Origin of the sequence: Edaphocola aurantiacus, assembly GCF_019797745.1 — a bacterium.
Lineage (GTDB): Bacteria > Bacteroidota > Bacteroidia > Chitinophagales > Chitinophagaceae > Edaphocola > Edaphocola aurantiacus.
In genome coordinates this window covers 430,059-452,977 of the sequence record NZ_VOSI01000002.1, presented here as the reverse complement: position 1 = coordinate 452,977, position 22,919 = coordinate 430,059, and the positions used below count along the sequence as shown (strand labels likewise).

Below are 22,919 nucleotides of genomic sequence, written 5' to 3'. Positions count from 1 at the left end.
AAGGACAAAGGCTGCACATTGCAGCCTTTGTTGGCTTATTGCAATTTTCTTTAATAATATTGTATTTTTAACGCCCGACACTTAACCTGCATTGAAAATTTACTTATGAAAAAGAATACTGTTTTAACCGCATTGCTGATGGCAATGTCTTTTCTTGCTGGCTATAGCCAGCAATGGGATACCGCACATATTACCGCCGGCAACAGTCAGCGGCAGTATAAAACATATCACCACCAGTCGGGTCAGCAACAGATGAAAGTGGTGCTGATGCTGCATGGGCTGGGCGGTAGTATGAATGATGTGGACCTTACCTCATGGAAGGCAATTGCAGATACTGCGAACATGCTGCTGGTATCGCCTCAGGCACTGGATTACACTGTGCCGCTTGCGGGTAATATTGGAGCATGCTGGAACAGCGGCATCGTGCTGGAAAATACCCCTTTGGGAAACCTTGCGCTCAACCCGGATGTCGATGATGCCGGATTCCTGAAGGCCCTGATCGACACGGTTAAGAGCCGTTTCAATGTGGATGGAGATAAGATTTATGTTTGCGGTTTTTCCAACGGAGGATTTATGACACAGCGCCTTATCTGTGAAGCTCCGGGACAGTTTCGGGCAGCTGCCTCTGCTTCCGGTACTAAAGCCCTGGCAATACAGAACTGTGCTGGCAAAACCATACCCATGGCGCATTTTCACGGTACAGACGATGGGGTGGTTACCTGGCAGGGTGTATTCAACTCCGGCATTATTACCGCGCAAGCGGGTATTTCTGTCGATAGCCTGATGCACTACTGGGAGAACCGTCACCAATCGGTTTATGTTGACTCCGTTAACTTCGGAAGTGCAGCAGATCCGGTATGGATGACCCATTATCGCTATGCACATAACGGACGTGAGCGCACTGCTTTATATAAAATACATAACGGCACACATAGCTGGTACAATTATGCCAATACGAATAACAAATTCGATATGGCACTGGAAATGTGGAAATTCTTCCTGAACCAGGATGATGCTTCACTCAGCATCGCAGCACATAAAGAAATACAGTTCAGCATATACCCCAATCCTTCAGGAGATCAGTTGTATATCAGCACAGGCCAGAAAGACTGGAAGCAGTACCGTATTACTGATTTTATGGGCCGAACCCTGCAGCAGGCAGCGTTTCATAACACTGCTATAGACATCACAACCTTAGCAGCAGGAAGCTATTTTCTTACCTTAACCAATGAAAATGGACTGAACTATAGTACCCGTTTCATCAAAAAACCTTCGTAAAAAGCAGCATATATATACATGACAGTTAAGAAAAATCTGGAAGTTTGTTTTTCCCCGGCTTTGTTACATCTATATGATACAAAAGGGAAAGTTGTAGTGATTATTGATATCTTCAGGGCTACCTCTACCATTACCGCCGCACTGGCCAATGGAGCGGAGAAAGTAGTACCTGTAGCATCTGTAGAAGAGTGTATTGCACTGGGTGCATCCACACCGAATAGTATAACAGCAGGTGAACGCAATGGCCAGGTAGCTCCTGGATTGCAATATGGTAATTCACCATTGGAATATCCGGAAGAATTTATTTCCGGTAAAATCCTGAACCTTACTACTACAAACGGTACCCGCTTACTGCACCAGGTAGAGGATGCAGATACAATCATTATCGGGTCCTTCCTGAACCTGAGCGCTGTTTGTGACTTCCTTATTGCACAGGATAAAGACGTGCTGTTAGGTTGTGCTTCGTGGAAAGACCGTCCTAATATGGAAGACAATCTTTTTGCAGGTGCAGTGGTTCGCAAAGTCCAGTCTTACTTTGATATCAAATGCGATAGTGCAATGATTGCCGGTTCTATGTATGATGATGCTTTGCGTCGCCCGGATCTGTTGTCTTATCTGAAAGTTGGTTCTCACTATGAGCGCTTAGCCAATTTCGGATTGCTGAAAGACCTGGAATACTGTACACAGGTAGATATACATCCTGTGGTTCCGATTCTTAAAAATAATGCCTTAGTTTTAGAAAAAGTTACGACTATATGAAAATCATATCATACAATGTAAATGGCCTGCGTAGCGCCATGAGTAAGGGTTTGGTAGAATGGCTGAAAGAAGAAAATCCTGATATTATCTGTTTTCAGGAGATCAAGGCACATAAAGAGAATGTAGACTACAAGCAGTTTGAAGACCTGGGTTATGAAACCTACTGGTACCCTGCACAGAAAAAAGGGTACAGTGGTGTGGCCGTTTTTTCTAAGGTGAAACCGGATGATGTTACCTATGGCAGCGGCTTTGAGCAGAGCGACATGGAAGGCCGTGCCCTCACGCTAACCTTCGGACGTACCAAAGTCATCTCGGCATACTTCCCGTCAGGCACTTCCGGAGATGAGCGCCAGACCTATAAATACCAATGGCTGGAAGAATTTTTCGGGTATATAGATGAACTCAAAAAGCATGATTTCTCTGTGATTGTTTGTGGCGATTATAATATCTGTCATAAACCAATCGACATCCATAACCCTGTAAGTAATAAGAATAGTTCTGGTTATTTACCAGAGGAGCGTGCCTGGATGGATAAATGGTTTGGTAATGGCCTGATCGACACCTTTCGCCTGCATAACCAGGATCCGCATCACTACAGCTGGTGGAGTTACCGTGCAAATGCCCGTGCCAATAATAAGGGCTGGCGTATTGATTATATCAGCGTAACTGAAGATCTGCAGGCAAGAGTTAAGCATGCAGCTATTCTGCCGGAAGCAAAACACAGTGATCACTGTCCGGTAATGGCTGAGATTGAGATGTAATACTGAATCAAGCGCAGACAACGTTATAATAGGTATATGAAGTATGGCTTTCTATGCTTAATCGCAATATGGACCACATTTACCGTTTTGGCTGCTGATAAAGCAGCAGAACGGAAAGGCAAGCCTGCGGCAATCAATATTATGAGTTTGCCGATTGCTGAAATAGAAGCCGGGCAGCATTTGTCTCATGCGCAAGCATACAGTCTGCCGCAATTTGTGGGCTACTATTTAAAAACCGGCGCCAGTGGGCAGAGCAAGAAATATGGTATGGAACATACCAGGATTATCTATACCGACGACCAATTTACCTATTTTGTACGCCAGGTAGAAAACGCTTATATCATTCACTTTTTTAAAGTACTGACGGCCGGGCTGAAACAGGTAGATCTGGATGGGCTGGATGGAAAACAGATCAGAAAGCAATTTATTGATGAAGTGGTATCAGAGGCAGATAAGCTGCACGTGAAGAAGAAAAATCATGGATTTATACATCATTTTGATTCGAATTTTACGTATCATTTTCTACCGGATAAGAAGCAGGTCGAGATTATATACCATTGGAAACTAACTGATGACCTGGGATTTAAAATTATCAATAAGCAATATCGTGCGGTATATGATCTGGAATCAAAACAGTTTTCCGATATCCGCATCAGTTCTGCGAAAAAGAAATAATTGAATACCCCTTAAAAGTAACAGGCTGCTCAAAGAGCAGCCTGTTACTTTTAAGGGGTATTATAACAAACATTAGTTGATCATCATAGTAATATCTCCTGAAGCATTAGGAGACCAGAAAACGGTGAATGGATTACCGCCGTTACACGCAACACCACTTGCACTGGACCCGGATGATGCGCCCGGGCCAACATTTACTTGCTGACCAGTCCACGGACCGGAAGGAGATGTAGCGTCATTCATTACTTTAGCGCTGGTATAAGGTCCGCCGGAGCCACTGGTATATATAGCACCCATCGTTCCCGGGGCAACAAATATGTAACCACCCTGGGTACTGATGCCATAGAAGCATGGTGTGAAATTGTAAATCGTAAGGGTGTTAGCGATTGCATTGGTCATGAAGGCCAGCATCACAATAAGAGAGAGGAGTACTTTTTTCATAAAATTGTTTTTGTTTGATGAATGATACCGTAAATATAAATAATAATTCTCTTAATTGGTAAATAACGAGAATTATTTTATAATAAATTACAATATGTCATACTGCTCTTATAGAATCATATATTTATGCGCAATAGCCCCTGACAAGAATTCTGTCAGGGGCTATTGTACAATAGTAAATTGTGGATTATTTTTTCTTCTTATCCAGAACCAGCAGCAGTGCCGGCAATAAGGTTAGATTGAAAACCATTGCCAGGAACAGGGTCAGGGAAGTAAGGTAGCCCAATGCCTGCGTACCCCCGAACTCGGATACGGCAAATACACCAAATCCGACAACAAGGATGATGCTGGTATAAATAATACTCAGACCGGTATCTTTAATTGTATACCGAACTGTTTCTGCAATAGAACCATGCTTGGGTAATTCCTGTTTATAATTGACCAGGAATCGTATGGTAACATCGACTGTAATACCCAGTGCAACACTAAATACCAGTACGGTAGATGGTTTTAACGGAATATTCAGCCAACCCATTACCCCTGCGGTAATCATGAGTGGAACAATGTTGGTAATAAGGGCCATAAGTACAATCCTGCCGGAGCGGAAGAGTACAATGATACATACCAGGATCATACCGAAAGCCCAGAGCAGGCTCTCCTGCAGGCTATTGATGATGAAGGTGCTTCCCTCAAGATAGATAATGCTGGCACCGGTAATGTGCACATTATACTGCTCTTTATCAAACAGGCTGTCTACAACCGGTTTGATTCGGGTATCAATCAGTTTAGGCATGGCAACCGAACCGATATCGGCCACGTTTACACTCACCCGGATTGTTTGCGCATTACTGTCGATAAAAGAGTACAGCATCTTATTCAGCTGATCGCCGGTTTGCTGCATGCTGTCGGTACCTTCATTATGCTTTTTCTGCTTATTGAAAGTACTCAGCAACTGAGGTCTGATCCCACTGAATTCTGTGGCACCCGGTAAGGAATAATTCTCCGGACCGCCACCGGCAAAACCCTGCTTGACAAATTTTACTCCTTTAATCAGTGTAATACCGCCACCGATTTCCGGTTGTGCTTCCAGGAAATTAGTCAGTACATCCACCTTCTCCCAGGTTTCCAGGGAGGTTAAGGCACCGTATTTCTTTTTGGTATCGATACTGATATCCAGCGGCATAATACCTTTAAAGTTCTTTTCAAAGAAGCGCAGATCCGTAAGGATGATATCTTTAGATGGCAGGTCATCTACCATATGTCCTACAGACTTCAGGCGGAACATACCGGCCAATCCGGCAACACACAATACAATTGTGGCTGTAAATAATGTTTTTTTATGATGAAATACCCAGGTAGTAACCCTGTTCAGGATACCATTCATCCAGCGGCTTTCTGTATACTTAGTCTGTTTGGTATGTGGCGCAGGCAGGAAGCTGAATATAGCCGGAATCAGTATCAGGGATACAAAGAAAAGGGCCATAATATTCAGTCCGGCCACCAGTCCGAACTCTTTCAGAACCACACTGTCCGTAAGGGCAAATACACCAAAACCAATAGCTGCGGTAAGGTTTGTAAACAGGGTTACAATACCCATCTTACCCACCATATTACGCAGGGCAGAGATCTTATCGCCACTTATATTATATTCCGTATGGTATTTATTCAGGAAGTAGATACAGTTCGGTATCCCGATCACCACAACCAGTGGTGGAATAACTCCTGTAAGGATAGAGATTTTGTATCCGAAAATGGCCAATGTACCAAATGACCAGATAACCCCGATAGATACAATGATCATAGAGACCAGCATGGCCGTGAAGGAACGGAAAATGACCAGCAGGATCAGGGCAGTCAGCCCCAGAGATAAAACCAGGAAGAGGTTCAGTTCTTTTTTGATCTTCTCCGCCATCTGAGTACGGATAAAGGGCAGGCCGCTGTAGTGTACATCTGTTTGCTGCTTTACATGAAAGTCATCTCCCAGTTTTACAATGTCATTAATAATGCGGATGCGTTCTTTAGTACCCAGGTCCTGCTTATTGATGGTCACCATCATCAGGTAGGCATTGGTCTCCTTATTGTACAGCAATCCGTTGTAGATCGGCAGATTATCAAATACTACCTTACTACTGTCATATCGCTGAGCGTGATCTTTTTTGAAAATAGGTACAGCACTGAGTTTACCCGCGCTGTCTTTGCCCAGAATTACGGCATCACCTATAGAGAGGACTCCTTCTACAGAAGGAACTTTTTTAATGTCTTCGACCAGTTTAAGATAAGCCTTGAACATTTCGGGTTCAAAAAGCTTGTCGGTTTGTACACCCAGTACAATGGAGTTACCGTTGTTGCCGAACTTATCCTGGAATTCTTTGTAGACTTTGTATTTGGGATTGGATGTAGGTATAGCTCCTGTAGAGTCATAGCTCATCCGCACGGTAGTCATATAATAGCCCATTACCCCGGTAATGGCCAATATTATTATAATTAATAATACCCTGAAGCGCAGCACAAAGTCTGCAATTTTTTGCCACATAATTAATTATTCTGTACAGTTTAATTAAAAAGTAGGCCAGCTCGAGAACGAGCTAGCCCTATAAACCCTATCACCATGAAAACTTGTTAATACCGGTTATACAAACCGGCTGGAAAGATGCTTACTTCTTTTTCTTAGGAGTAAACATAGCCAGCATTCTGCGGCCTTCCATTTTCGGCATCGACTCTAAGGAACCAAATTCGGCTAACTTCTCTGCGAATTTCAGCAGCAACAGTTGACCACGATCCTGGAATAGAATTGATCTACCTTTAAATTGTACAAAACACTTCACTTTATCCCCGTCCTGTAAGAACTTCTGAGCATGCTTTAATTTAAACTCAAAGTCATGATCATCCGTATTGGGAGTGAATCTGATTTCTTTAACCTCAGATTGTTTTGCTTTTGCTTTTTGTTCTTTTTCTTTCTTTTTCCTTTCGTAAAGAAACTTATTATAATCAACTAAGCGACAAACGGGAGGTTCCGCATTCGGCGATATTTCTACTAAGTCTACTTCAAGCTGTTCGGCCAGTTTACGGGCGTCTTCGATTGACATTACACCACCTTCAATATTCTCACCCACAACGCGTACCTGTGGGGCCTTGATCATATTGTTTATCTTGTGTTCCGGTTCTCTTGATCTATTTGGAATTTGCGGTTTCCCTCTTCTCTGCATTAATTGAAATTAGTATAAAATTATGTATTAGTATACAAAGATATTGAAAAAAATAAAAAAATATATATATCAATAACTTTTTATAGTGAAAATCACATTAATATAACATTTAAATGACGAATTTTCACATTGTCTTTAGGTTTTCTATGCCTTTGCTTTAAAAGCACTGATCGCATTTACTGCGAAATCGCTTAATACCAGTCGGCCGCTGATTGCTGCACGGCTGGCCAGCAGCTCGTCCCAGTGATCAGTACCCTGCCATATTACAGCTTTCAAGTCTTTCATCGCTTCAGGACTTGACTTGGATAAAGTGTTGGCCAGTGTCTGAATCGCTTCATCCATTTCTGCAACCGTTTCGTGTACCGATGCATACAGGCCTTTTTCTCTGGCCCAGCTGCAGGTTCTCCAATTCGTAGCATCAATAGATAATTCGGCAAAAGCAGATAAGCCCACTTTACGTTCTACTGCAGGTCCAACCACAAATGGTCCAATACCTACAGCCAGTTCACTCAGCTTAATGCCGGCACCTTTCAGTGCAATAGCATAATCAGCAGCAGAGGCAAGGCCTACGCCACCGCCTACAGCTTTACCCTGAATACGGGCTATAATGAACTTAGGGCATTTGCGCATAGCATTAATAACCATAGCAAAACCGCTGAAAAAACGGTGTCCGTCTTCTTTGTTTGTAATCGAAATCAATTCATCAAAAGAGGCTCCGGCACAGAAAGCTTTTTCTCCCGCGCTGGTTAAAATGATCACTTTTACAGCATCATTATTACCTAACTCAGTCACTGTATCGGCTAACTTACGCAGAATCGCTCCTGGCAGGCTATTGCTCATCGGATGTTGAAACTCAATAGTTGCAATACCGTTTTCTGCGATGGACTGGGAAACGTATCCTTCTTTATTTTCAATCATGTTTAATTACAATTTCAGGGCAAAGATAGTCATTAGCACGAGATATGACGTTAAAAATTGCGGAGAAGGCCAATTTTTTGCTACGGATTAAATTATTTACTTTCGCATTATATGGAAAATACGGTTTTACTGAGCGATGTTACACGCTCGTATATAGAGCAGGAAGAACAATATGGAGCCCATAACTATCATCCGTTACCCGTTGTGCTGAACAAGGGTGAGGGTGTATTTGTATGGGATGTTGATGATAAACGCTACTACGATTTCCTGAGTGGTTATTCCGCTGTGAACCAGGGGCATTGCCATCCAAAAATTATAAAAGCACTGTGCGATCAGGCGCAGGTACTCACACTTACTTCAAGAGCATTTCACAGTAATCTTTTAGGTACTTATTCAGAATATATCACTAAACTATTCGGCTATGATAAAGTATTGCCGATGAATAGTGGAGTGGAAGCGGTAGAGACTGCCTTGAAACTAGCCAGAAGATGGGCATATGTAAAGAAAGGCGTACCACAGAATGAAGCAGTAATCATTACCGCTAAAGATAACTTCCACGGACGCACACTGAACGTGATCTCCTTCAGTACAGATCCTACCGCTAAAGATAACTTCGGACCCTTTATGCCGGGCTATAATGTAGTGAACTACAACGATCTGGCAGCGCTGGATCAGGCCCTGCAAAATAAAAATGTTGCCGCCTTCCTGGTAGAACCTATACAGGGAGAGGCCGGTGTATTTGTACCGGACGAGGGCTACCTGGCTAAGGCATATGACATGTGTAAAGCAGCCAATGTATTATTTATCGGAGATGAGATCCAGACAGGTCTGGCCCGTACCGGTAAAATGCTGGCCTGTGATCATGAAAATGTACGCCCGGATATCCTTATCCTTGGTAAAGCATTATCTGGTGGTACATTGCCGATCTCAGCCGTACTGGCCGATGATGAGATTATGCTGAACATCAAACCGGGAGAGCACGGTTCTACATACGGTGGTAATCCACTGGCCTGTAAAGTAGCTATGGCTGCACTGGATGTATTGCAGGATGAAAAGCTGGCGGAAAATGCCCAAACGCTGGGTGAATATTTCCGGACTGCGCTCCGCGACCTGAACAATCCTTATGTTGCTGAAGTAAGAGGTAAAGGTTTGCTGAATGCAATTGTGATCCGTCATGAGGACAAAGATGCTGCCTGGAACTTGTGCCTGGCGCTGAAAGAAAGGGGATTGCTGGCTAAACCGACACATGGAGATAAAATCCGCTTTGCACCGCCACTGGTGATTACCAAAGAACAGATAGATGAATGTGTTGCCATTATTAAGGATTCTTTAGAACAACTCTAATAATTACAACTAAGATATACAAAAAGGGCGGCTTCTATGAAGCCGCCCTTTTTGTATATCTTACCAGTCTTTCCGGCGGTTTTGTTTGCGTTCGGCATGTTGCTTCTTCTGGTCCAGTCTATTTTCCACTTTAGCTTTAGACGGTTTGGTCGCAATACGCTTTTTCTGTTTTATCAGGGATTTGCGTACCGATTGCAACATCTTTTTAGTTGCCAGTTCCTTATTTTCTAATTGTGAGCGGTTTTCAGATGCTCTAACGATAAGTATACCTTCTCCGTTAATCTGGTTAGCCAGCGCCAGAAATATGAGCGCCTTGTCTTCTTCACTGAAAGCCTTGCTTTCAAGGATGTTCCAACGGGCTTCCACCATAGTTTCTACCTTATTTACATTCTGGCCGCCTTTGCCTCCGCTTCTTGCTGTTTTGTATTTTATTTCCGGGCTGAAATCAATCATATCGCGAAATTACGAATAATAGCGGGTACACGGACTAATGTGGAACAATCAGCTTATTTTTGCAGAGCATCTCAAAATATGTCCTCTATGAAAAGCAACCTCTTTTACCGGTATTGCATGCTTCTGTGTCTGGTTTTACTGGCTTCCTGCAGAACCGGTAAGCACGCAGCAAAGCCTTTGCCGGTTGTAGAAGCCCCGCCGGAGCCGGTTGCACGCCAATTTGCCTGTTCGTTTAAGCCCGGTATTTTTGAGGGCAATGTACCTTGCTTCGGATACGATTGTTATGATAGTAATTTGTTACGCCTTACCCGTATTCAGTTCAGAGAGAATGAAAGTGTAGAGAAGACTTTGGGCGAGGGCGAAAACCGTTTGCAGTATACAGGCCACTGGAAAATTGAAGCGGACTGCCTCATAACGGTTACCTACCCGGAAGTGAACAGGATAGAATATTATCGTTTTGAGCAGAATCATCTTATCCGGCTAAGTGCAGCAAAAGCTGCGTTCAGTGGTATTTTTAAAGACAAGTATACTTTACAGAGAAAAAATTAAGCAATATATGAGCTACCATAATTCGCTGGAGCGCCTGATCAGTATAATGGATGACCTGCGGGAGCAATGCCCCTGGGATAAAAAGCAGACCATTCATACCCTGCGTACACAGACTATAGAAGAGCTGTACGAACTGGCAGATGCGATTACAGAAGAGGATTGGAAAGGAATTAAAGAAGAGCTGGGTGATCTGCTGCTGCATATTGTATTTTACAGTAAGATAGGCCAGGAGCAAAACCAATTCACCTTAAGTGATGTGATCGAGGGTGTTGCTAATAAACTGGTGTTTCGCCATCCGCATATATACGCCCATGTACAGGTAAAGGATGAAGAGGAAGTGAAGAAAAACTGGGAGCAGCTGAAGCTGAAAGAGGGTAAGCGCTCGGTAATGAGTGGTGTACCGCAGTCGCTGCCGGCAGTGGTAAAGGCAACCCGCTTGCAAGACAAGGCTAAGCAGGTAGGATTTGAATGGGAGCTTGCAGATGATGTATGGGATAAGGTGCAGGAAGAATTGGGCGAGCTGAAAGAGGCCTTGACCATAGGCACGAAAGCAGAGCAGGAAGCAGAGTTCGGCGATGTGCTGTTCTCTTTAATCAATTATGGTCGCTTCCTGGGTATCGATGCCGAAACGGCCCTGGAAAAGACCAATAAAAAATTCAAATCACGTTTTGAGCAGATGGAAGACCTGGCCAAAAGTAAAGCACTTGACTTTACTGCATTGAGCCTTGTAGAGAAGGATGCCCTGTGGAATGAGGTGAAAAAAGCGGAATAAAGGGAAAAAAAGTGTATTTTTAGCTTCATCCGTATTGAAAGTGATAGAAATTTGTTGATATGAAAAAATTATTACTCCTGTTGTTATGCTGCGTTCCTGCAGGAATGACATCGGTTTTTGCCCAGAAATTATCTGCCGACCAGTTAAAGGCATTCCAGAAAACGGAAGATTCCCTTATTGTTTCGGCCGATTCTATGTACCGGGCTTATATGTACGAAGACCGTATTGAATACTGCCATAAGTTTGTAAAGCAGCTCGGCACCTTGCTGAAACAGGAAAATGCCTATGCATTTCCATTCGAACGCCTGGGCAAGAAAATTCATATCATCAGCCCGGACGATAAGAGTTTCCGCATTTTTAACTGGACCATTGAATATAAACTGGCTGGCTTCCGCTATTATGGAGCCGTTCAGAAAGCAGACGGACAATTATACCCACTGCTGGATATGTCAGAAAAGATTGAAGGCAATACCCTTTACGGACCGCTTTCCAATAAGAACTGGTTTGGTGCAGAGTATTACCGCATTCTGACGCAGAAAGCAGCGAATGGCAGTCCTTTATATTTTGTATTTGGTTCCAATCAGAACGGAAATGGGTTTAGTACAAAAACAGTTGATGTACTGAATATCGAAGGCAACAAGATCACATTTGGCGGAGATTACTTCCGCGTAAATAATATGCCCAGTAAAAGATTTGTGCTGGAGTACCAGAAAGGTGCACAGGTATCTCTGAACTGGGATAATGAAAAAGGAATGATCATATATGATCGCGTAATATCAGAAGTAAACCAGCCGCAGCGCCGCAATACCATGGTGCCTTCGGGAATGGTAGACGGACTGAAATGGGTCAACTTTCAATGGCAACCGGTACAGGATGTGGTGCCTATAATGAAGCTTAAAGACGGACAGGCTCCGGTAAACGGGGTAATACCCGGACAGTAACCGCTGCACCGCCAGCTTCATTAACCTGATACACCACCGTAAACCCGAACCATTATGCGATTAGAAAAGAGATGGACCTTTAAGCCGACAGATGAGCCATTAGCACAGAGTATTCAGAAAGACCTGAACATCAGTTTATCATTATGCCGCTTGCTGGCTCAGAGAAGTATCCGTGATTTTGCTTCGGCTAAGCATTTTTTCAGGCCACAGCTGGAGCACCTGCATGATCCGTTCCTCATGAAAGGAATGCAGGCTGCAATAACACATATCGATCAAACCATAAGGGAAGGAAAGAAAATCATGATCTTCGGAGATTATGATGTGGATGGTACTACGGCCGTCGCTGTTGTATACGACTTTCTGCGTGGCAATGCTCCAGACCTGTCCAAAGAGCAACTCTGCTATTATATACCGCATCGCTATAATGAAGGGTATGGATTATCTACTAAAGCTATTGATGAATGCGCGGCACAGGGCATCTCACTGATCATTACCCTGGATTGCGGTATTAAGTCAGTTGAGAAAATAGCCTATGCCAGAGAAAAAGGTATTGGTGTCATCGTCTGTGATCACCACTTACCCGAAGAAGGACATTTGCCGGAGGCCTTAGCCATCCTCAATCCTAAACAATCTGATTGTCCTTATCCGTTCAAAGAACTGAGTGGTTGCGGCATCGGTTTCAAACTGATCAGCGGCCTGGCTATGTTCTGGCAACTGGATATGTCGTTGGTATATAATTACCTTGACCTGGTTGCAACTTCTATAGCCGCAGATATTGTACCGATTAACGGAGAAAACCGTATCCTGGCATACTTCGGGGTGGAGAAGGTAAACCTTAATCCATGCCTGGCCATACAGGTGATCCGGGAATTGGTGGATACTAAAAAAGTACTCAAGGTCTCCGATCTGGTCTTTGTCATCGCTCCCCGCATCAATGCTGCCGGCAGAATGGATGACGGCAATAAAGCAGTTGCCCTCTTTATTGAAAAGGATTATGCCACCGCACAGAAAATGGCAGCTCAGCTGCATGAGGATAACAGTGACCGCAGACTGGTCGATAAAAGCATTTCTGATGAGGCATTACTTATTCTCCAGGAAGATCTGGGTTATAAAGACAATTACAGCACGGTACTTTTCCGGCCACACTGGCATAAAGGAGTAGTCGGCATTGTGGCCTCCAGACTGGTAGACTACTATTACAAACCTACTATTGTCCTTACAGAATCCAATAATAAGATTACCGGCTCGGCCCGCTCGGTTACCGGCTTTAATATACACGATGCCATTGCATCCTGCAGCGATCTGCTGGAGAATTATGGTGGACACTACTTTGCCGCCGGACTGACGATGAGCAAGGAAAATTTTGAACCCTTCCGGCAACGATTTGAAGATATTGTACGCCAAACCATTTCTACAGAATCCCGCTGCCCGGAAATACTGATCGACACTGAACTGGAGCTGTCGCAGGTCAATTATAAACTCTTCAATATTTTGCAGCAGTTTGAGCCATTTGGCCCCGATAACCTGCGCCCGGTATTTGTTTCCCGGAGCGTGACAAACTTCAGGCAATCCTGCAAAATTGTAAAAGATCAGCATATCAAATTTCTAATAAACCAGAACGGAGCACAACCGATTAGTGGTATAGGGTTTAACCTTGCTTATAAATTTGACCTGATCAATAGCAACAAGCCTTTTGATATTGTATATACCATTGATGAAAACGAATGGAACAATGAAACATCGCTACAATTAAAAGTACTGGACATCAGAGCCTCGGCCTAAATTAAAGACCTATGGATGTACAAATAGAAACCAGCTGGAAGCACAAGCTGAAAGAAGAATTTGAGAAACCTTATTTTAAACAGATCGTAGACCGCATCAAATACGATCGTGAACAGGGCATAACCCTGTACCCTGCAGGACAGGATATATTCCGTGCCTTTGAGCTTTGCCCGTTTGATAAAGTAGAAGTGGTATTGCTCGGCCAGGACCCCTACCACGGACCGGGTCAGGCCCATGGCCTTTGCTTTTCGGTACGCCCTGGTGTAAAGCCACCGCCTTCCCTTGCTAATATTTACAAGGAGCTGGTCACCGATATTCCGGGTTTCCAGATACCCAATCATGGCTTTCTTGAGTCCTGGGCCAAAGAAGGTGTGCTGATGCTCAATACCAGCCTTACGGTGCAAGCCAGTCTGGCCAATTCTCACAGCAAGATCGGTTGGGAAAACTTTACCAATGCGGTTATTGAAAAAGTATCACAGGAAAAAGAAAACATCGTCTTCATTCTCTGGGGCGGAAATGCCCGTTCAAAGAAAGGACTGATTGATACGACTAAGCACTGCATCATAGAATCGGCGCATCCATCGCCCCTTTCAGCCTATAACGGATTCTTCGGTTCCAGACCATTCAGCAAGACCAATGCCTACCTGGAAGCACATGGCAAGAAGCCGATCGAGTGGCAGGTATAGTAGCAATAAGATTTTTAATAAATAAATGGGCCGCAGTAATCACTGCGGCCCATTTATTTATTAAAAATACTGATTAGTGTTTTATAGAAACTTTTTCCACACGGCTTCCTTTATCAGAGCTATAGGTTAAAGTATAGATACCTGAAGGGAATGCTTCCGTATTCAGTGTGAAATCATTGCCTTTCATCTCTGCAGTGTACACCGCCTGGCCAATAGCATTGGTTAACGTCACGGTACCTTTCTGTATAGAGAGGCCATCTACACGGATGTGCAGTACATCCATAGCAGGATTAGGATACATGTTCAGGTTGATGTCATTTTCCACTTTCAATACACTGGTAGAACCGGTTACTGTGAAGTACTGCGTAAATCCGTTACCCATCCAGCCTTCCAGATTACCCTGGTAAGCAGAAGTTTGGCCATCGCGGTTTTTGTCCAGTGTAATTCTTTGGTTTGTACCCAGGTTTCTTACGATGAAGGTACCCGCAGAGCTAATCAGGTAAGGATTTCTCAGACCTGCACCCAGGGTGCTGCAATCCAGTTCCAGTCGGTAACAACCATTAGCCAGGTGTACAGTATCATTATAAGTAGTGCTATTTGCAATACCATTTCTGGAAGCCACTACATTACCGGTAGCGATATCAATAATTTTCCAGTCCGTACGGTTTTGCTGACCTGAAACGGCTCCGGAAGTTTTCAACTGGATAGAGAAGTTACCACCAGTCCACTCAGGAGAAGGAACAAATTCAGATTTCAGTTCATTATTATCCGGATTCTCATCAGTAGCATTGTTTACAGATAATACTTTTACCACAAAGATGCTGTTGGCTGCTGCTGTTTGCAGAGAAGCCAGGGACGGCAGGTTTACTTCTGCGCTGGCATTAGCGGCCAGGCTGGTAGTATAGGTATAAGTACTCATAGTACCACCTGCAACACCGTATTCAAATTTAATGCTGGTAGCTGTTTCAGAACCATAGTTTTTTACAACGATTTTAGGAGAACCACAGATAGGGTTGTTTCTGTATTCGTTAGCATCTGTAGTAGGGCTGATGATGTGCTCTACGCCTACATCTTTCTGACGGTTGTAATCACCATAGAAAATAATAGCAGAAGATAATTTATACCATGCACCAGGATTACTGGTTGTACCTACGTTGGTATATGGCTGGAAGTCCAGGTCTACCGTAAACGGAGCTGATAAAGCCGATACCGGAACGGATTGCCAGTAAGGCTCTACATGCTCGCCAGGGCACCAGTTGGCACGGTCATAAACCCATGTACCCGACTGCGGATAGGCCTGGTTAGAACCACAACTTGGTTTCCAGATCGATTTTTGCTCTACGTTCTGGTTGTTCACCATCAGGCGGTACCATTTAGAACAGAACTCAGAACAGTAAGCCTGGTTACCGAATCCGTGACCGGACATAATAGTGCGTACTGTAGCAGCAGTAGTACCTGCAGGTGCCGTCAGCGTTCTTTTTACAATTTGAGAGTCGATAGAAACAGCTTCACCGTAAGAGAAACCAGATCCAGGAGACTGCCATAAAGATTGTACACCCAGTACCTCGCGCGGAGGAGTACCTTCGATGAAAGAGAATTTCGTTGTACCGGTAAAGCCACCAGACCAGCCTGCGTAGAAGATACGGATGGTTGCACCGTTTTTCAGGATAGGATACAGATCTGTAATATCATAACGGTAATTTCTTTTCCATGTCCATGGGAACATAGGAAGGGTAGTATTGGCATATGGAGTAATCACCTCGCCCAGTTCAAGCGTATCACCGGCAGCGGTCATGACAATAATATGCAGGTCATAATCCCAGTCAGAACACCAGCCGCTTTTGCCCTGGCTGGTCTCACCTGCTGTAGCCGGATTATAGCTACCGCCACAGTTATACTTACCTAAGGTAAAATCCATAATGATCTTCTGGTAAGAGAGCGAACCGTTCGGGAAGGTAATGGTCGTATCATAATTGGTGTACGTCTGCAGCTGTTTTTCATTGTGCGCTTGTACCACCGTAGTGTCGCCTGTTGCAGCATGGGCAGAAATACCTAAGCCTGCAATAGCGAGCAGATTACATAAAATTTTTTTCATGTTGCTCAAAAATGTAAATGAATAAGGACATAAAATTAGTAAAATTTAACGGTAGTTTATAAGAAATGCGCAGGCAACAATTTGATCACCGCTTAAATCGAAAAAAATCTGTGACAAAAAACTGACAAATCACGATTTATTAGTAATATTGGAAATATATTAAATTTATTACCCTTTCAACTTTCAATAAACAAAGATTCACGCATGAAGAAAAAATTACTTTCCATTGCTTCTATTGGTGTGTTAGCCACTATAGTGTTATCTTCTTACCAGAATGGTACACATGGTACCTTAGGTAACCAGACAAACAGTACCGGTAGTGCTACCGGTTGTTTTAACTGCCATGGTAATCAGAACAATGCTACTACCGCAGCAGTATTGCTGATGGAGGGCACAACACCTGTAACCACTTATGTACCGGGACAGACGTATACGGTTGTACTGGCGGGTAGCAATACCGGCACCGGACATCCTAAGTTTGGTTTTCAGCTGACTTGTGCCAACAGTGGCGGAACCTCTGTAGGTACTTTATCTCCTAATGGCGTGAGCGGCGTGGCTGCACGTGCAAACAATACCCTGCTGGAGCATACTACACCACTTGCCGGTACTCCTAACAGCGGTAATATAGTATATGCGGCGCAATTCCAGTGGACTGCACCTGCTGCCGGAACCGGAACCGTTAAGTTTTATACCGTTATTAATGGTGTGAATGGTAATGGTGCTAACGATGCCGGAGATCAGTGGAACTTCGGAACCAGCGCTAATATTACAGAAGCCACTACCAGCATTCGTAATACAGAACAATTAAAAGGTGTACAGTTATTCCCTAACCCTTCAAACGGTGCGGTAACGGTACAGATTGAAAATACAACTCCGGGCAAATACAGCTTCCAGCTGATGGATATGACCGGAAGAGTGCTGCAGACAGAGCAAGCGATCTTCAGAAGCGGTACCAACCAGTACAAAGCTGATGCAGCTGCATTAAGTACCGGTATCTACCTGATGAAAGTAGGTAATGGTACAAAAGAAACCATCATGAAGTTTCATAAACTGTAGATAATAGTTTTTATTTCGCACAAGACACGCTTTCGCAGCGTGTCTTTTTTTGTTTAAATCAGGCACATATTAAAGGAAAATGTGCAGTTCCGTTAGCTTATTGTATCTTTGCAGGCTTATAAGCATTATAAAAATAAAATTATGCCAGGATTTACGGTAGCCATTGTAGGTAGACCCAATGTCGGAAAGTCAACGTTGTTCAACCGTTTGGTCGAACAAAGGAAGGCGATTGTAGATGATTTTAGTGGAGTTACACGTGATCGCCAATACGGTATTTGCGACTGGAACGGTAAAGTGTTCAATGTGATTGACACCGGAGGTTTCGTGTCCCATTCCGAAGATGTATTTGAAAAAGAGATTCGTACACAGGTACATATTGCAATTGAAGAGGCGAATGTCGTTTTGTTTGTTGTAGATGCCGGTGCGGGTACTACAGAATTAGATAATGAGATGGCCATGGTTTTGCGCCGCTCTCAAAAACCAGTTATTTTAGTTGTTAACAAGGTAGACAATGCTGCACGCCAGCTGGATGCAACAGAGTTTTATGCCTATGGTTTTGATAATACCATAATGATTGCATCTGCATCTGGTAGCGGTACCGGTGATATGCTGGATATGGTTACCTCTTTTATACCTGAGGATTATGTCAATGATGAAGATGTGATCTGGGTAGAGGAAGAAGATGAGTATGGCCAGATGGTCAAGGTGGCTTATCCTAAAAATCCTATTCCTAAAATAGCCATCATTGGTCAGCCTAATGCCGGTAAGTCAACTTTACTGAATGCACTGACAGGTAAGCACCGTACTATTGTTTCTGATATCGCAGGTACCACACGCGATTCTATCCATACCCATTACAATATGTTTGGTAAGGAGTTCGTGCTGATTGATACTGCGGGTATCCGTAAGAAGAAAAATGTAAACGAAGACCTGGAGTTTTACTCTGTAATCCGTGCCATCAATGCGATGGATGAGGCAGATGTGTGTATGTTACTGATCGATGCCGAAGTAGGTATTACTGCTCAGGATGTAAACATTTACAGCCTTGCAGCCCGTAAGGGTAAAGGTATTATTGTCCTGGTGAATAAATGGGACAAGATACAGGGTAAGCAAACCAATACTGCCCGTGATTACGAAAAGCAGCTGAAAGAACGCTTACAGCCTTTCTGTGATGTGCCGGTAGTGTTTATCTCTGCACAGGAGAAACAACGTATCTTCCAGGCAATGGAGCAGGCGCTGGAGGTTTATGAAAACCGTCAGAAGAAAATACCAACATCTGTACTGAATGATGCGATGCTGAAAGAAGTAGAGATCTTTAAACCACCGATGATGCGCGGACACAATGTACGCATTAAGTTCGTGATGCAGATCCCTACTATGGTTCCGTCGTTTGCTTTCTACAGCAACCACCCGGATGAAATAAAGAAACCATACCAGAACTTCCTGGAAAATAAACTGCGTCATCACTTTGGTTTCAAAGGCGTGCCGATCAAGATATTCTTCCGTAATAAATAATTTATTTCTGCTAAAGAGTTGCCAGCTGGCAACTCTTTTTTAATATTGGATATATGAAACTGTTTGCCAAGATACTCCTGGTTACTTTTCTGTATACCAGTGTTGCTGTATATGCCGGAGAGCGATATGAATACGCTAGCCTCTACAAGATAGACCAGAAAAGAAAAGAGATGTTTCTGACCGTAGCGGAAGATACATTGTACCTGGAAATAAGGGCGGTGGATTTACCAACATACTTTGTCGATATCGATACCCTGATATTTAATCCAACTGAAGGTAATTATATTGGTCGTAATACACAGATATGTAAGTCAGATGGTGGTTATTTTGACTTAACCGGAAAGGAATCTTTCCGGAAAGCATACTTCAGACATTTCAGGTCCTTTGCCCTGTTCCGTAAAGCGACTTTGGATGAGTACGAGTCCTACATGAGCCATCAGGTTGAGGCATTAAAAGCTAAGACAGGGACAATATTTTTTGTGGGGGTGAATGAGAGCAAAATAAGTGCTGCACAAAAGGATTCCTTAAGAACTTATGCTGACGAGCTCAATAGAAAAATCTACCATTACGCTGAAAGCCATACTTTCCCCGAATTACTCATCTACAATCAACAGGTCATTGCTGAATTTAAAACGACTGTAGAGCGACTTTCTAATATTAAGGAATGATGCTGCCCTGGCTGTATTGCGCAAACATTTCAGGATTATCTGCCCTTTTTACATATTAGTCTTTATTTTTGGGGCTTCACGTTCAATTTTCTTACATGCGCAACAATATACTCTTCAAAAATGCCCAGATCGTAAACGAGGGCAAAACCATTATCGCAGACCTCTGGGTTAAAGACGGACTGATTCAGAAAATCGGAGAAAATCTGTCGGTGACGGAGCAGGTACAGGAAATAGATGCAACCGGTAAATGGTTAATACCAGGTGTAATTGATGACCAGGTGCACTTCCGAGAGCCGGGGCTTACGCATAAGGCTACCATTGGTTCTGAAGCACGTGCTGCTGTTGCAGGTGGGGTTACTTCCTTTATGGAGATGCCCAATACCAACCCACCGGCAACCACACAAGACTTACTGGAGCAGAAATATACTATCGGCGCCAATACTTCTGTGGCTAACTATTCCTTTTTTATGGGCGTAGCCAATAACAATGTGGAAGAAGTGCTGAAGGCAAATGAGAAATTACACAATGTCTGCGGCATCAAAATTTTTATGGGCAGCAGCACTGGTGATATGCTGGTAGATAACTTCGTTACCCTGAATACCATCTTCTCCGAAACCGGGCACCTGATTGCCACGCACTGCGAAGATGAACGTATTATTGCAGCCAATAAAGCGTTATATCCCAATCCTACCGATGCCTCCTTCCATCCGCTGATCCGTGATGCAGAGGCTTGCTTCTCTTCGAGCTTTACTGCCGTTCAACTGGCTAAAAAATATGATACCCGCCTGCATATCCTCCATATTACTACAGCAAGAGAGCTGCAATTGTTCTCCAATATGCTGCCGTTGAAAGATAAGCGCATTACCAACGAGGTATGTGTACATCACCTGCACTTTACCGCCGATGATTACGCTACACAGGGCAACCTGATCAAATGCAATCCAGCTATTAAAGCACCGGAAAATCGTACCGCACTGTGGGAAGCCCTGCTGGACGACCGTCTGGATATTATTGCGACAGACCATGCCCCGCATACCTGGGAGGAAAAACAGCAGCCTTACGCACAGGCACCTGCCGGCCTGCCCCTGGTACAGCACTCTTTGCAACTGATGCTGCAATATGTACAGGAAGGAAAGATCAGTATGGAGAAAGTGGTAGAAAAAATGTGCCATGCCCCTGCAGATTGCTTCCGGATTGCAAAAAGAGGCTATCTGAAAGAAGGTTATGCTGCCGACCTGGTACTGCTGGGTCAGAAACCATATACTGTGGATAAATCAAATATCCTGTATCACTGCGCATGGAGCCCGCTGGAGGGAAAAACATTCGATTACAGCATTGACCAGACCTATGTGAACGGGAACCTGGTATTTGATGGTGTAAAAGTGATCGATAATATCATGGGTGAACGCCTGACTTTCGACCGTTAATTACTTATATATATCTATTGTTAAAATGTGTTTTGCGCCTTTTTGTCAAGGGAAGGTAAAGATTTGATTTGGATTTCTGACAAAACTGTGATGCCGGGTATGACACAATTTTGACAAACATATATTCAAAATGACAATTAATCGGCTGAAACCCTTGCCAGCATTGAAAAAAAAATTTTAACAAATGTGGACAAAAATTGGATTTCGTGTTGTACTTTTGCAAGCGCGATTGTGTAAATCTTAAGTTAAAAAACAAAAACAATTCTAGTGTCTGCATATTTAAAGTTAAATTTTATGTTTAAACGTGTTAGTATAATGGCTCTGATTGCTGTATTAACGGTATTCGGAAGCTTTACACAGGCTAATGCACAAGACGGGAAAGCGCTTTTCCAGGCTAACTGTGCATCTTGTCACAACCCTATTAAAGATGCAACCGGTCCTGCACTGCAAGGTATCACAGGCCGTGCTCCAAGCACAGAGTGGATCCACAAATGGGTTAAGAACTCTGCTGCAGTAATTGCCAGCGGCGACAAGTACGCAAATGGTATTTATACTAAATGGAACAAAACTGCAATGACTGCATTTCCTAATCTGAAAGAAGAGGAAGTCGATGCAATCATTAAATACGTAGAAGAGTATAAGGCTCCTACTGCTGCCCCTGCCGGTGGCGATACAGCTGGTTCTTCTGCTAAAGAAGCAGATAACACTTGGTTATATGTACTGGTTACGATCGTACTGGCTGTACTGGCCCTGATCCTGATCCGTATCAACAAAGGTTTACATAAAGTTGCCAATACAGAACAAGGTATTCCTAATAAAAAGGATGTGCCGCTGAAAAGAAATAAAGTTTTCATCGCGGTAGTTGGTATCCTGTTATTTATCCTTGCCGGTTACTGGATGGTAAACGGTGGTGTTGAAATGGGGCGTCAGCAAAACTACATGCCTAAGCAACCAATCTTCTATTCTCACAAAGTACACGCCGGTATTAACCAGATCAACTGTCAATACTGTCACGCAGGTGTTAACGATAGCCGTCAGGCAATGATTCCTTCTACTAACGTATGTATGAACTGTCACAAGCAAATCGGTGAGTATACTGGTGAGCAACTGTTCGACCACGAAGGAAACAAAATCGATGGTACTGCACAGATCCAGGAGTTATACAAATACGCTGGCTGGGATCCTGCTAAAAAAGAATACAAACGTGACAACCAGGGTAAAATCCTTGCTACTCCGATCAAATGGACTAAAATCCACAACCTGGCAGACTTCGTTTACTTCAACCACAGCCAACACGTAAGAGTAGGTAAGGTTCAGTGTCAGACTTGTCACGGTCCTATTCAGGAAATGGATGAGGTAAAACAATTTGAGTCTTTATCTATGGGATGGTGTATTAACTGTCACAGAGAAACTAAAGTTGATTTCCAGAATAATAACTACTACAGCATCTTTGAAAAATACCACCAGGAGATTAAAGACGGTAAGAGAGACGGTGTAACTGAAGCTGAACTGGGTGGTCTGGAATGTCAAAAATGTCACTATTAATATTATTTAAAAAATAACAATACATCGTTTAACGAGTATTATATTACA

At 43.5% G+C, this 22,919-nt stretch carries 20 protein-coding genes and 1 pseudogene; 15 read left to right on the top strand and 6 right to left on the bottom strand.

Features of this window, described 5'->3' with window-relative positions:
• The first annotated feature begins 105 nt into the window (after nt 1-105).
• The 4 genes from FTD44_RS06475 to FTD44_RS06460 are packed head-to-tail and all read left to right on the top strand — an operon-like array spanning nt 106 to nt 3,473.
• Nucleotides 106-1,278: a T9SS type A sorting domain-containing protein gene (locus tag FTD44_RS06475; RefSeq protein WP_222165696.1), complete on the top strand. Its 1,173-nt coding sequence runs from the start codon at nt 106-108 to the stop codon at nt 1,276-1,278.
• A gap of 18 nt (nt 1,279-1,296) precedes the next feature.
• Entirely contained in the window at nt 1,297-2,037 is a 741-nt protein-coding gene (locus tag FTD44_RS06470) for a 2-phosphosulfolactate phosphatase (RefSeq protein WP_222165695.1), read from the top strand.
• Entirely contained in the window at nt 2,034-2,798 is a 765-nt protein-coding gene (locus FTD44_RS06465; protein WP_222165694.1) for an exodeoxyribonuclease III, read from the top strand. The genes FTD44_RS06470 and FTD44_RS06465 overlap by 4 nt, the downstream gene beginning before the upstream one ends.
• Nucleotides 2,799-2,834: 36 nt before the next feature.
• Nucleotides 2,835-3,473 (top strand): hypothetical protein, encoded by a 639-nt coding sequence (locus FTD44_RS06460; RefSeq protein WP_222165693.1) that lies wholly within the window; start codon nt 2,835-2,837, stop codon nt 3,471-3,473.
• A gap of 72 nt (nt 3,474-3,545) precedes the next feature.
• Here the strand turns inward: FTD44_RS06460 and FTD44_RS06455 are convergent, their stop codons facing one another.
• The 4 genes from FTD44_RS06455 to FTD44_RS06440 form a co-directional block, all read right to left on the bottom strand.
• Complete coding sequence (locus tag FTD44_RS06455) at nt 3,546-3,914, bottom strand: hypothetical protein (RefSeq protein ID WP_222165692.1); 369 nt, start codon at nt 3,912-3,914, stop codon at nt 3,546-3,548.
• A 187-nt stretch (nt 3,915-4,101) separates the two neighbouring features.
• Entirely contained in the window at nt 4,102-6,447 is a 2,346-nt protein-coding gene (locus FTD44_RS06450) for an efflux RND transporter permease subunit (protein WP_222165691.1), read from the bottom strand.
• A gap of 121 nt (nt 6,448-6,568) precedes the next feature.
• The gene (gene infC, locus FTD44_RS06445) at nt 6,569-7,120 is read right to left on the bottom strand and encodes a translation initiation factor IF-3 (protein ID WP_222165690.1); all 552 of its coding nucleotides are present in this window, start codon (nt 7,118-7,120) and stop codon (nt 6,569-6,571) included.
• Between the two features lie 144 nt (nt 7,121-7,264).
• Entirely contained in the window at nt 7,265-8,038 is a 774-nt protein-coding gene (locus tag FTD44_RS06440) for an enoyl-CoA hydratase/isomerase family protein (RefSeq protein ID WP_129020261.1), read from the bottom strand.
• Nucleotides 8,039-8,149: 111 nt separating this feature from the next.
• Between FTD44_RS06440 and rocD the strand changes: the two genes are divergently transcribed.
• The gene (rocD, locus tag FTD44_RS06435; protein ID WP_129020260.1) at nt 8,150-9,382 is read left to right on the top strand and encodes an ornithine--oxo-acid transaminase; all 1,233 of its coding nucleotides are present in this window, start codon (nt 8,150-8,152) and stop codon (nt 9,380-9,382) included.
• A 60-nt stretch (nt 9,383-9,442) separates the two neighbouring features.
• Here rocD and arfB read toward each other — a convergent pair.
• Nucleotides 9,443-9,832: pseudogene (arfB, locus tag FTD44_RS06430) on the bottom strand (alternative ribosome rescue aminoacyl-tRNA hydrolase ArfB); the annotation flags it as partial.
• Nucleotides 9,833-9,922: 90 nt separating this feature from the next.
• Here arfB and FTD44_RS06425 point away from each other — a divergent pair.
• From FTD44_RS06425 to ung, 5 genes are read left to right on the top strand one after another with little or no spacing between them, the layout of a single operon-like run.
• Nucleotides 9,923-10,384, top strand: coding sequence for a hypothetical protein (locus tag FTD44_RS06425; RefSeq protein WP_222165688.1), 462 nt, complete (start codon nt 9,923-9,925; stop codon nt 10,382-10,384).
• 7 nt (nt 10,385-10,391) lie between these two features.
• Nucleotides 10,392-11,156 carry a nucleoside triphosphate pyrophosphohydrolase gene (gene mazG / locus FTD44_RS06420; RefSeq protein ID WP_222165686.1) on the top strand — a complete coding sequence of 255 codons (765 nt, stop codon included), beginning with the start codon at nt 10,392-10,394 and terminating at the stop codon, nt 11,154-11,156.
• 59 nt (nt 11,157-11,215) lie between these two features.
• Nucleotides 11,216-12,097, top strand: coding sequence for a hypothetical protein (locus FTD44_RS06415; protein ID WP_222165685.1), 882 nt, complete (start codon nt 11,216-11,218; stop codon nt 12,095-12,097).
• 54 nt (nt 12,098-12,151) lie between these two features.
• Entirely contained in the window at nt 12,152-13,879 is a 1,728-nt protein-coding gene (recJ, locus tag FTD44_RS06410; protein ID WP_222165684.1) for a single-stranded-DNA-specific exonuclease RecJ, read from the top strand.
• 11 nt (nt 13,880-13,890) lie between these two features.
• The gene (ung, locus tag FTD44_RS06405) at nt 13,891-14,565 is read left to right on the top strand and encodes a uracil-DNA glycosylase (protein WP_222165683.1); all 675 of its coding nucleotides are present in this window, start codon (nt 13,891-13,893) and stop codon (nt 14,563-14,565) included.
• A gap of 73 nt (nt 14,566-14,638) precedes the next feature.
• Here the strand turns inward: ung and FTD44_RS06400 are convergent, their stop codons facing one another.
• The gene (locus tag FTD44_RS06400) at nt 14,639-16,660 is read right to left on the bottom strand and encodes a peptide-N-glycosidase F-related protein (RefSeq protein ID WP_222165682.1); all 2,022 of its coding nucleotides are present in this window, start codon (nt 16,658-16,660) and stop codon (nt 14,639-14,641) included.
• A gap of 204 nt (nt 16,661-16,864) precedes the next feature.
• On the opposite strand from FTD44_RS06400, the gene FTD44_RS06395 reads away from it, so the two are divergent.
• The 5 genes from FTD44_RS06395 (at nt 16,865) to FTD44_RS06375 (ending at nt 22,871) form a co-directional block, all read left to right on the top strand.
• Nucleotides 16,865-17,716: a T9SS type A sorting domain-containing protein gene (locus FTD44_RS06395; protein ID WP_222165681.1), complete on the top strand. Its 852-nt coding sequence runs from the start codon at nt 16,865-16,867 to the stop codon at nt 17,714-17,716.
• A 141-nt stretch (nt 17,717-17,857) separates the two neighbouring features.
• Nucleotides 17,858-19,231, top strand: coding sequence for a ribosome biogenesis GTPase Der (gene der / locus FTD44_RS06390; RefSeq protein ID WP_222165680.1), 1,374 nt, complete (start codon nt 17,858-17,860; stop codon nt 19,229-19,231).
• 53 nt (nt 19,232-19,284) lie between these two features.
• Entirely contained in the window at nt 19,285-19,899 is a 615-nt protein-coding gene (locus FTD44_RS06385; protein WP_222165679.1) for a hypothetical protein, read from the top strand.
• 95 nt (nt 19,900-19,994) lie between these two features.
• Nucleotides 19,995-21,326, top strand: a complete 1,332-nt coding sequence (locus FTD44_RS06380; protein WP_222165678.1) for a dihydroorotase — start codon at nt 19,995-19,997, stop codon at nt 21,324-21,326.
• 315 nt (nt 21,327-21,641) lie between these two features.
• Nucleotides 21,642-22,871: a c-type cytochrome gene (locus FTD44_RS06375; protein ID WP_246625362.1), complete on the top strand. Its 1,230-nt coding sequence runs from the start codon at nt 21,642-21,644 to the stop codon at nt 22,869-22,871.
• The last annotated feature ends 48 nt before the right edge of the window (nt 22,872-22,919 follow it).

Bases quoted from the DNA above. Each gene is read 5' to 3' on its own strand.
- FTD44_RS06475 (WP_222165696.1), top strand. From the start codon at position 106: ATGAAAAAGAATACTGTTTTAACCGCATTGCTGATGGCAATGTCTTTT.
- FTD44_RS06470 (WP_222165695.1), top strand. From the start codon at position 1,297: ATGACAGTTAAGAAAAATCTGGAAGTTTGTTTTTCCCCGGCTTTGTTA.
- FTD44_RS06465 (WP_222165694.1), top strand. From the start codon at position 2,034: ATGAAAATCATATCATACAATGTAAATGGCCTGCGTAGCGCCATGAGT.
- FTD44_RS06460 (WP_222165693.1), top strand. From the start codon at position 2,835: ATGAAGTATGGCTTTCTATGCTTAATCGCAATATGGACCACATTTACC.
- FTD44_RS06455 (WP_222165692.1), bottom strand. From the start codon at position 3,914: ATGAAAAAAGTACTCCTCTCTCTTATTGTGATGCTGGCCTTCATGACC.
- FTD44_RS06450 (WP_222165691.1), bottom strand. From the start codon at position 6,447: ATGTGGCAAAAAATTGCAGACTTTGTGCTGCGCTTCAGGGTATTATTA.
- infC (WP_222165690.1), bottom strand. From the start codon at position 7,120: ATGCAGAGAAGAGGGAAACCGCAAATTCCAAATAGATCAAGAGAACCG.
- FTD44_RS06440 (WP_129020261.1), bottom strand. From the start codon at position 8,038: ATGATTGAAAATAAAGAAGGATACGTTTCCCAGTCCATCGCAGAAAAC.
- rocD (WP_129020260.1), top strand. From the start codon at position 8,150: ATGGAAAATACGGTTTTACTGAGCGATGTTACACGCTCGTATATAGAG.
- FTD44_RS06425 (WP_222165688.1), top strand. From the start codon at position 9,923: ATGAAAAGCAACCTCTTTTACCGGTATTGCATGCTTCTGTGTCTGGTT.
- mazG (WP_222165686.1), top strand. From the start codon at position 10,392: ATGAGCTACCATAATTCGCTGGAGCGCCTGATCAGTATAATGGATGAC.
- FTD44_RS06415 (WP_222165685.1), top strand. From the start codon at position 11,216: ATGAAAAAATTATTACTCCTGTTGTTATGCTGCGTTCCTGCAGGAATG.
- recJ (WP_222165684.1), top strand. From the start codon at position 12,152: ATGCGATTAGAAAAGAGATGGACCTTTAAGCCGACAGATGAGCCATTA.
- ung (WP_222165683.1), top strand. From the start codon at position 13,891: ATGGATGTACAAATAGAAACCAGCTGGAAGCACAAGCTGAAAGAAGAA.
- FTD44_RS06400 (WP_222165682.1), bottom strand. From the start codon at position 16,660: ATGAAAAAAATTTTATGTAATCTGCTCGCTATTGCAGGCTTAGGTATT.
- FTD44_RS06395 (WP_222165681.1), top strand. From the start codon at position 16,865: ATGAAGAAAAAATTACTTTCCATTGCTTCTATTGGTGTGTTAGCCACT.
- der (WP_222165680.1), top strand. From the start codon at position 17,858: ATGCCAGGATTTACGGTAGCCATTGTAGGTAGACCCAATGTCGGAAAG.
- FTD44_RS06385 (WP_222165679.1), top strand. From the start codon at position 19,285: ATGAAACTGTTTGCCAAGATACTCCTGGTTACTTTTCTGTATACCAGT.
- FTD44_RS06380 (WP_222165678.1), top strand. From the start codon at position 19,995: ATGCGCAACAATATACTCTTCAAAAATGCCCAGATCGTAAACGAGGGC.
- FTD44_RS06375 (WP_246625362.1), top strand. From the start codon at position 21,642: ATGGCTCTGATTGCTGTATTAACGGTATTCGGAAGCTTTACACAGGCT.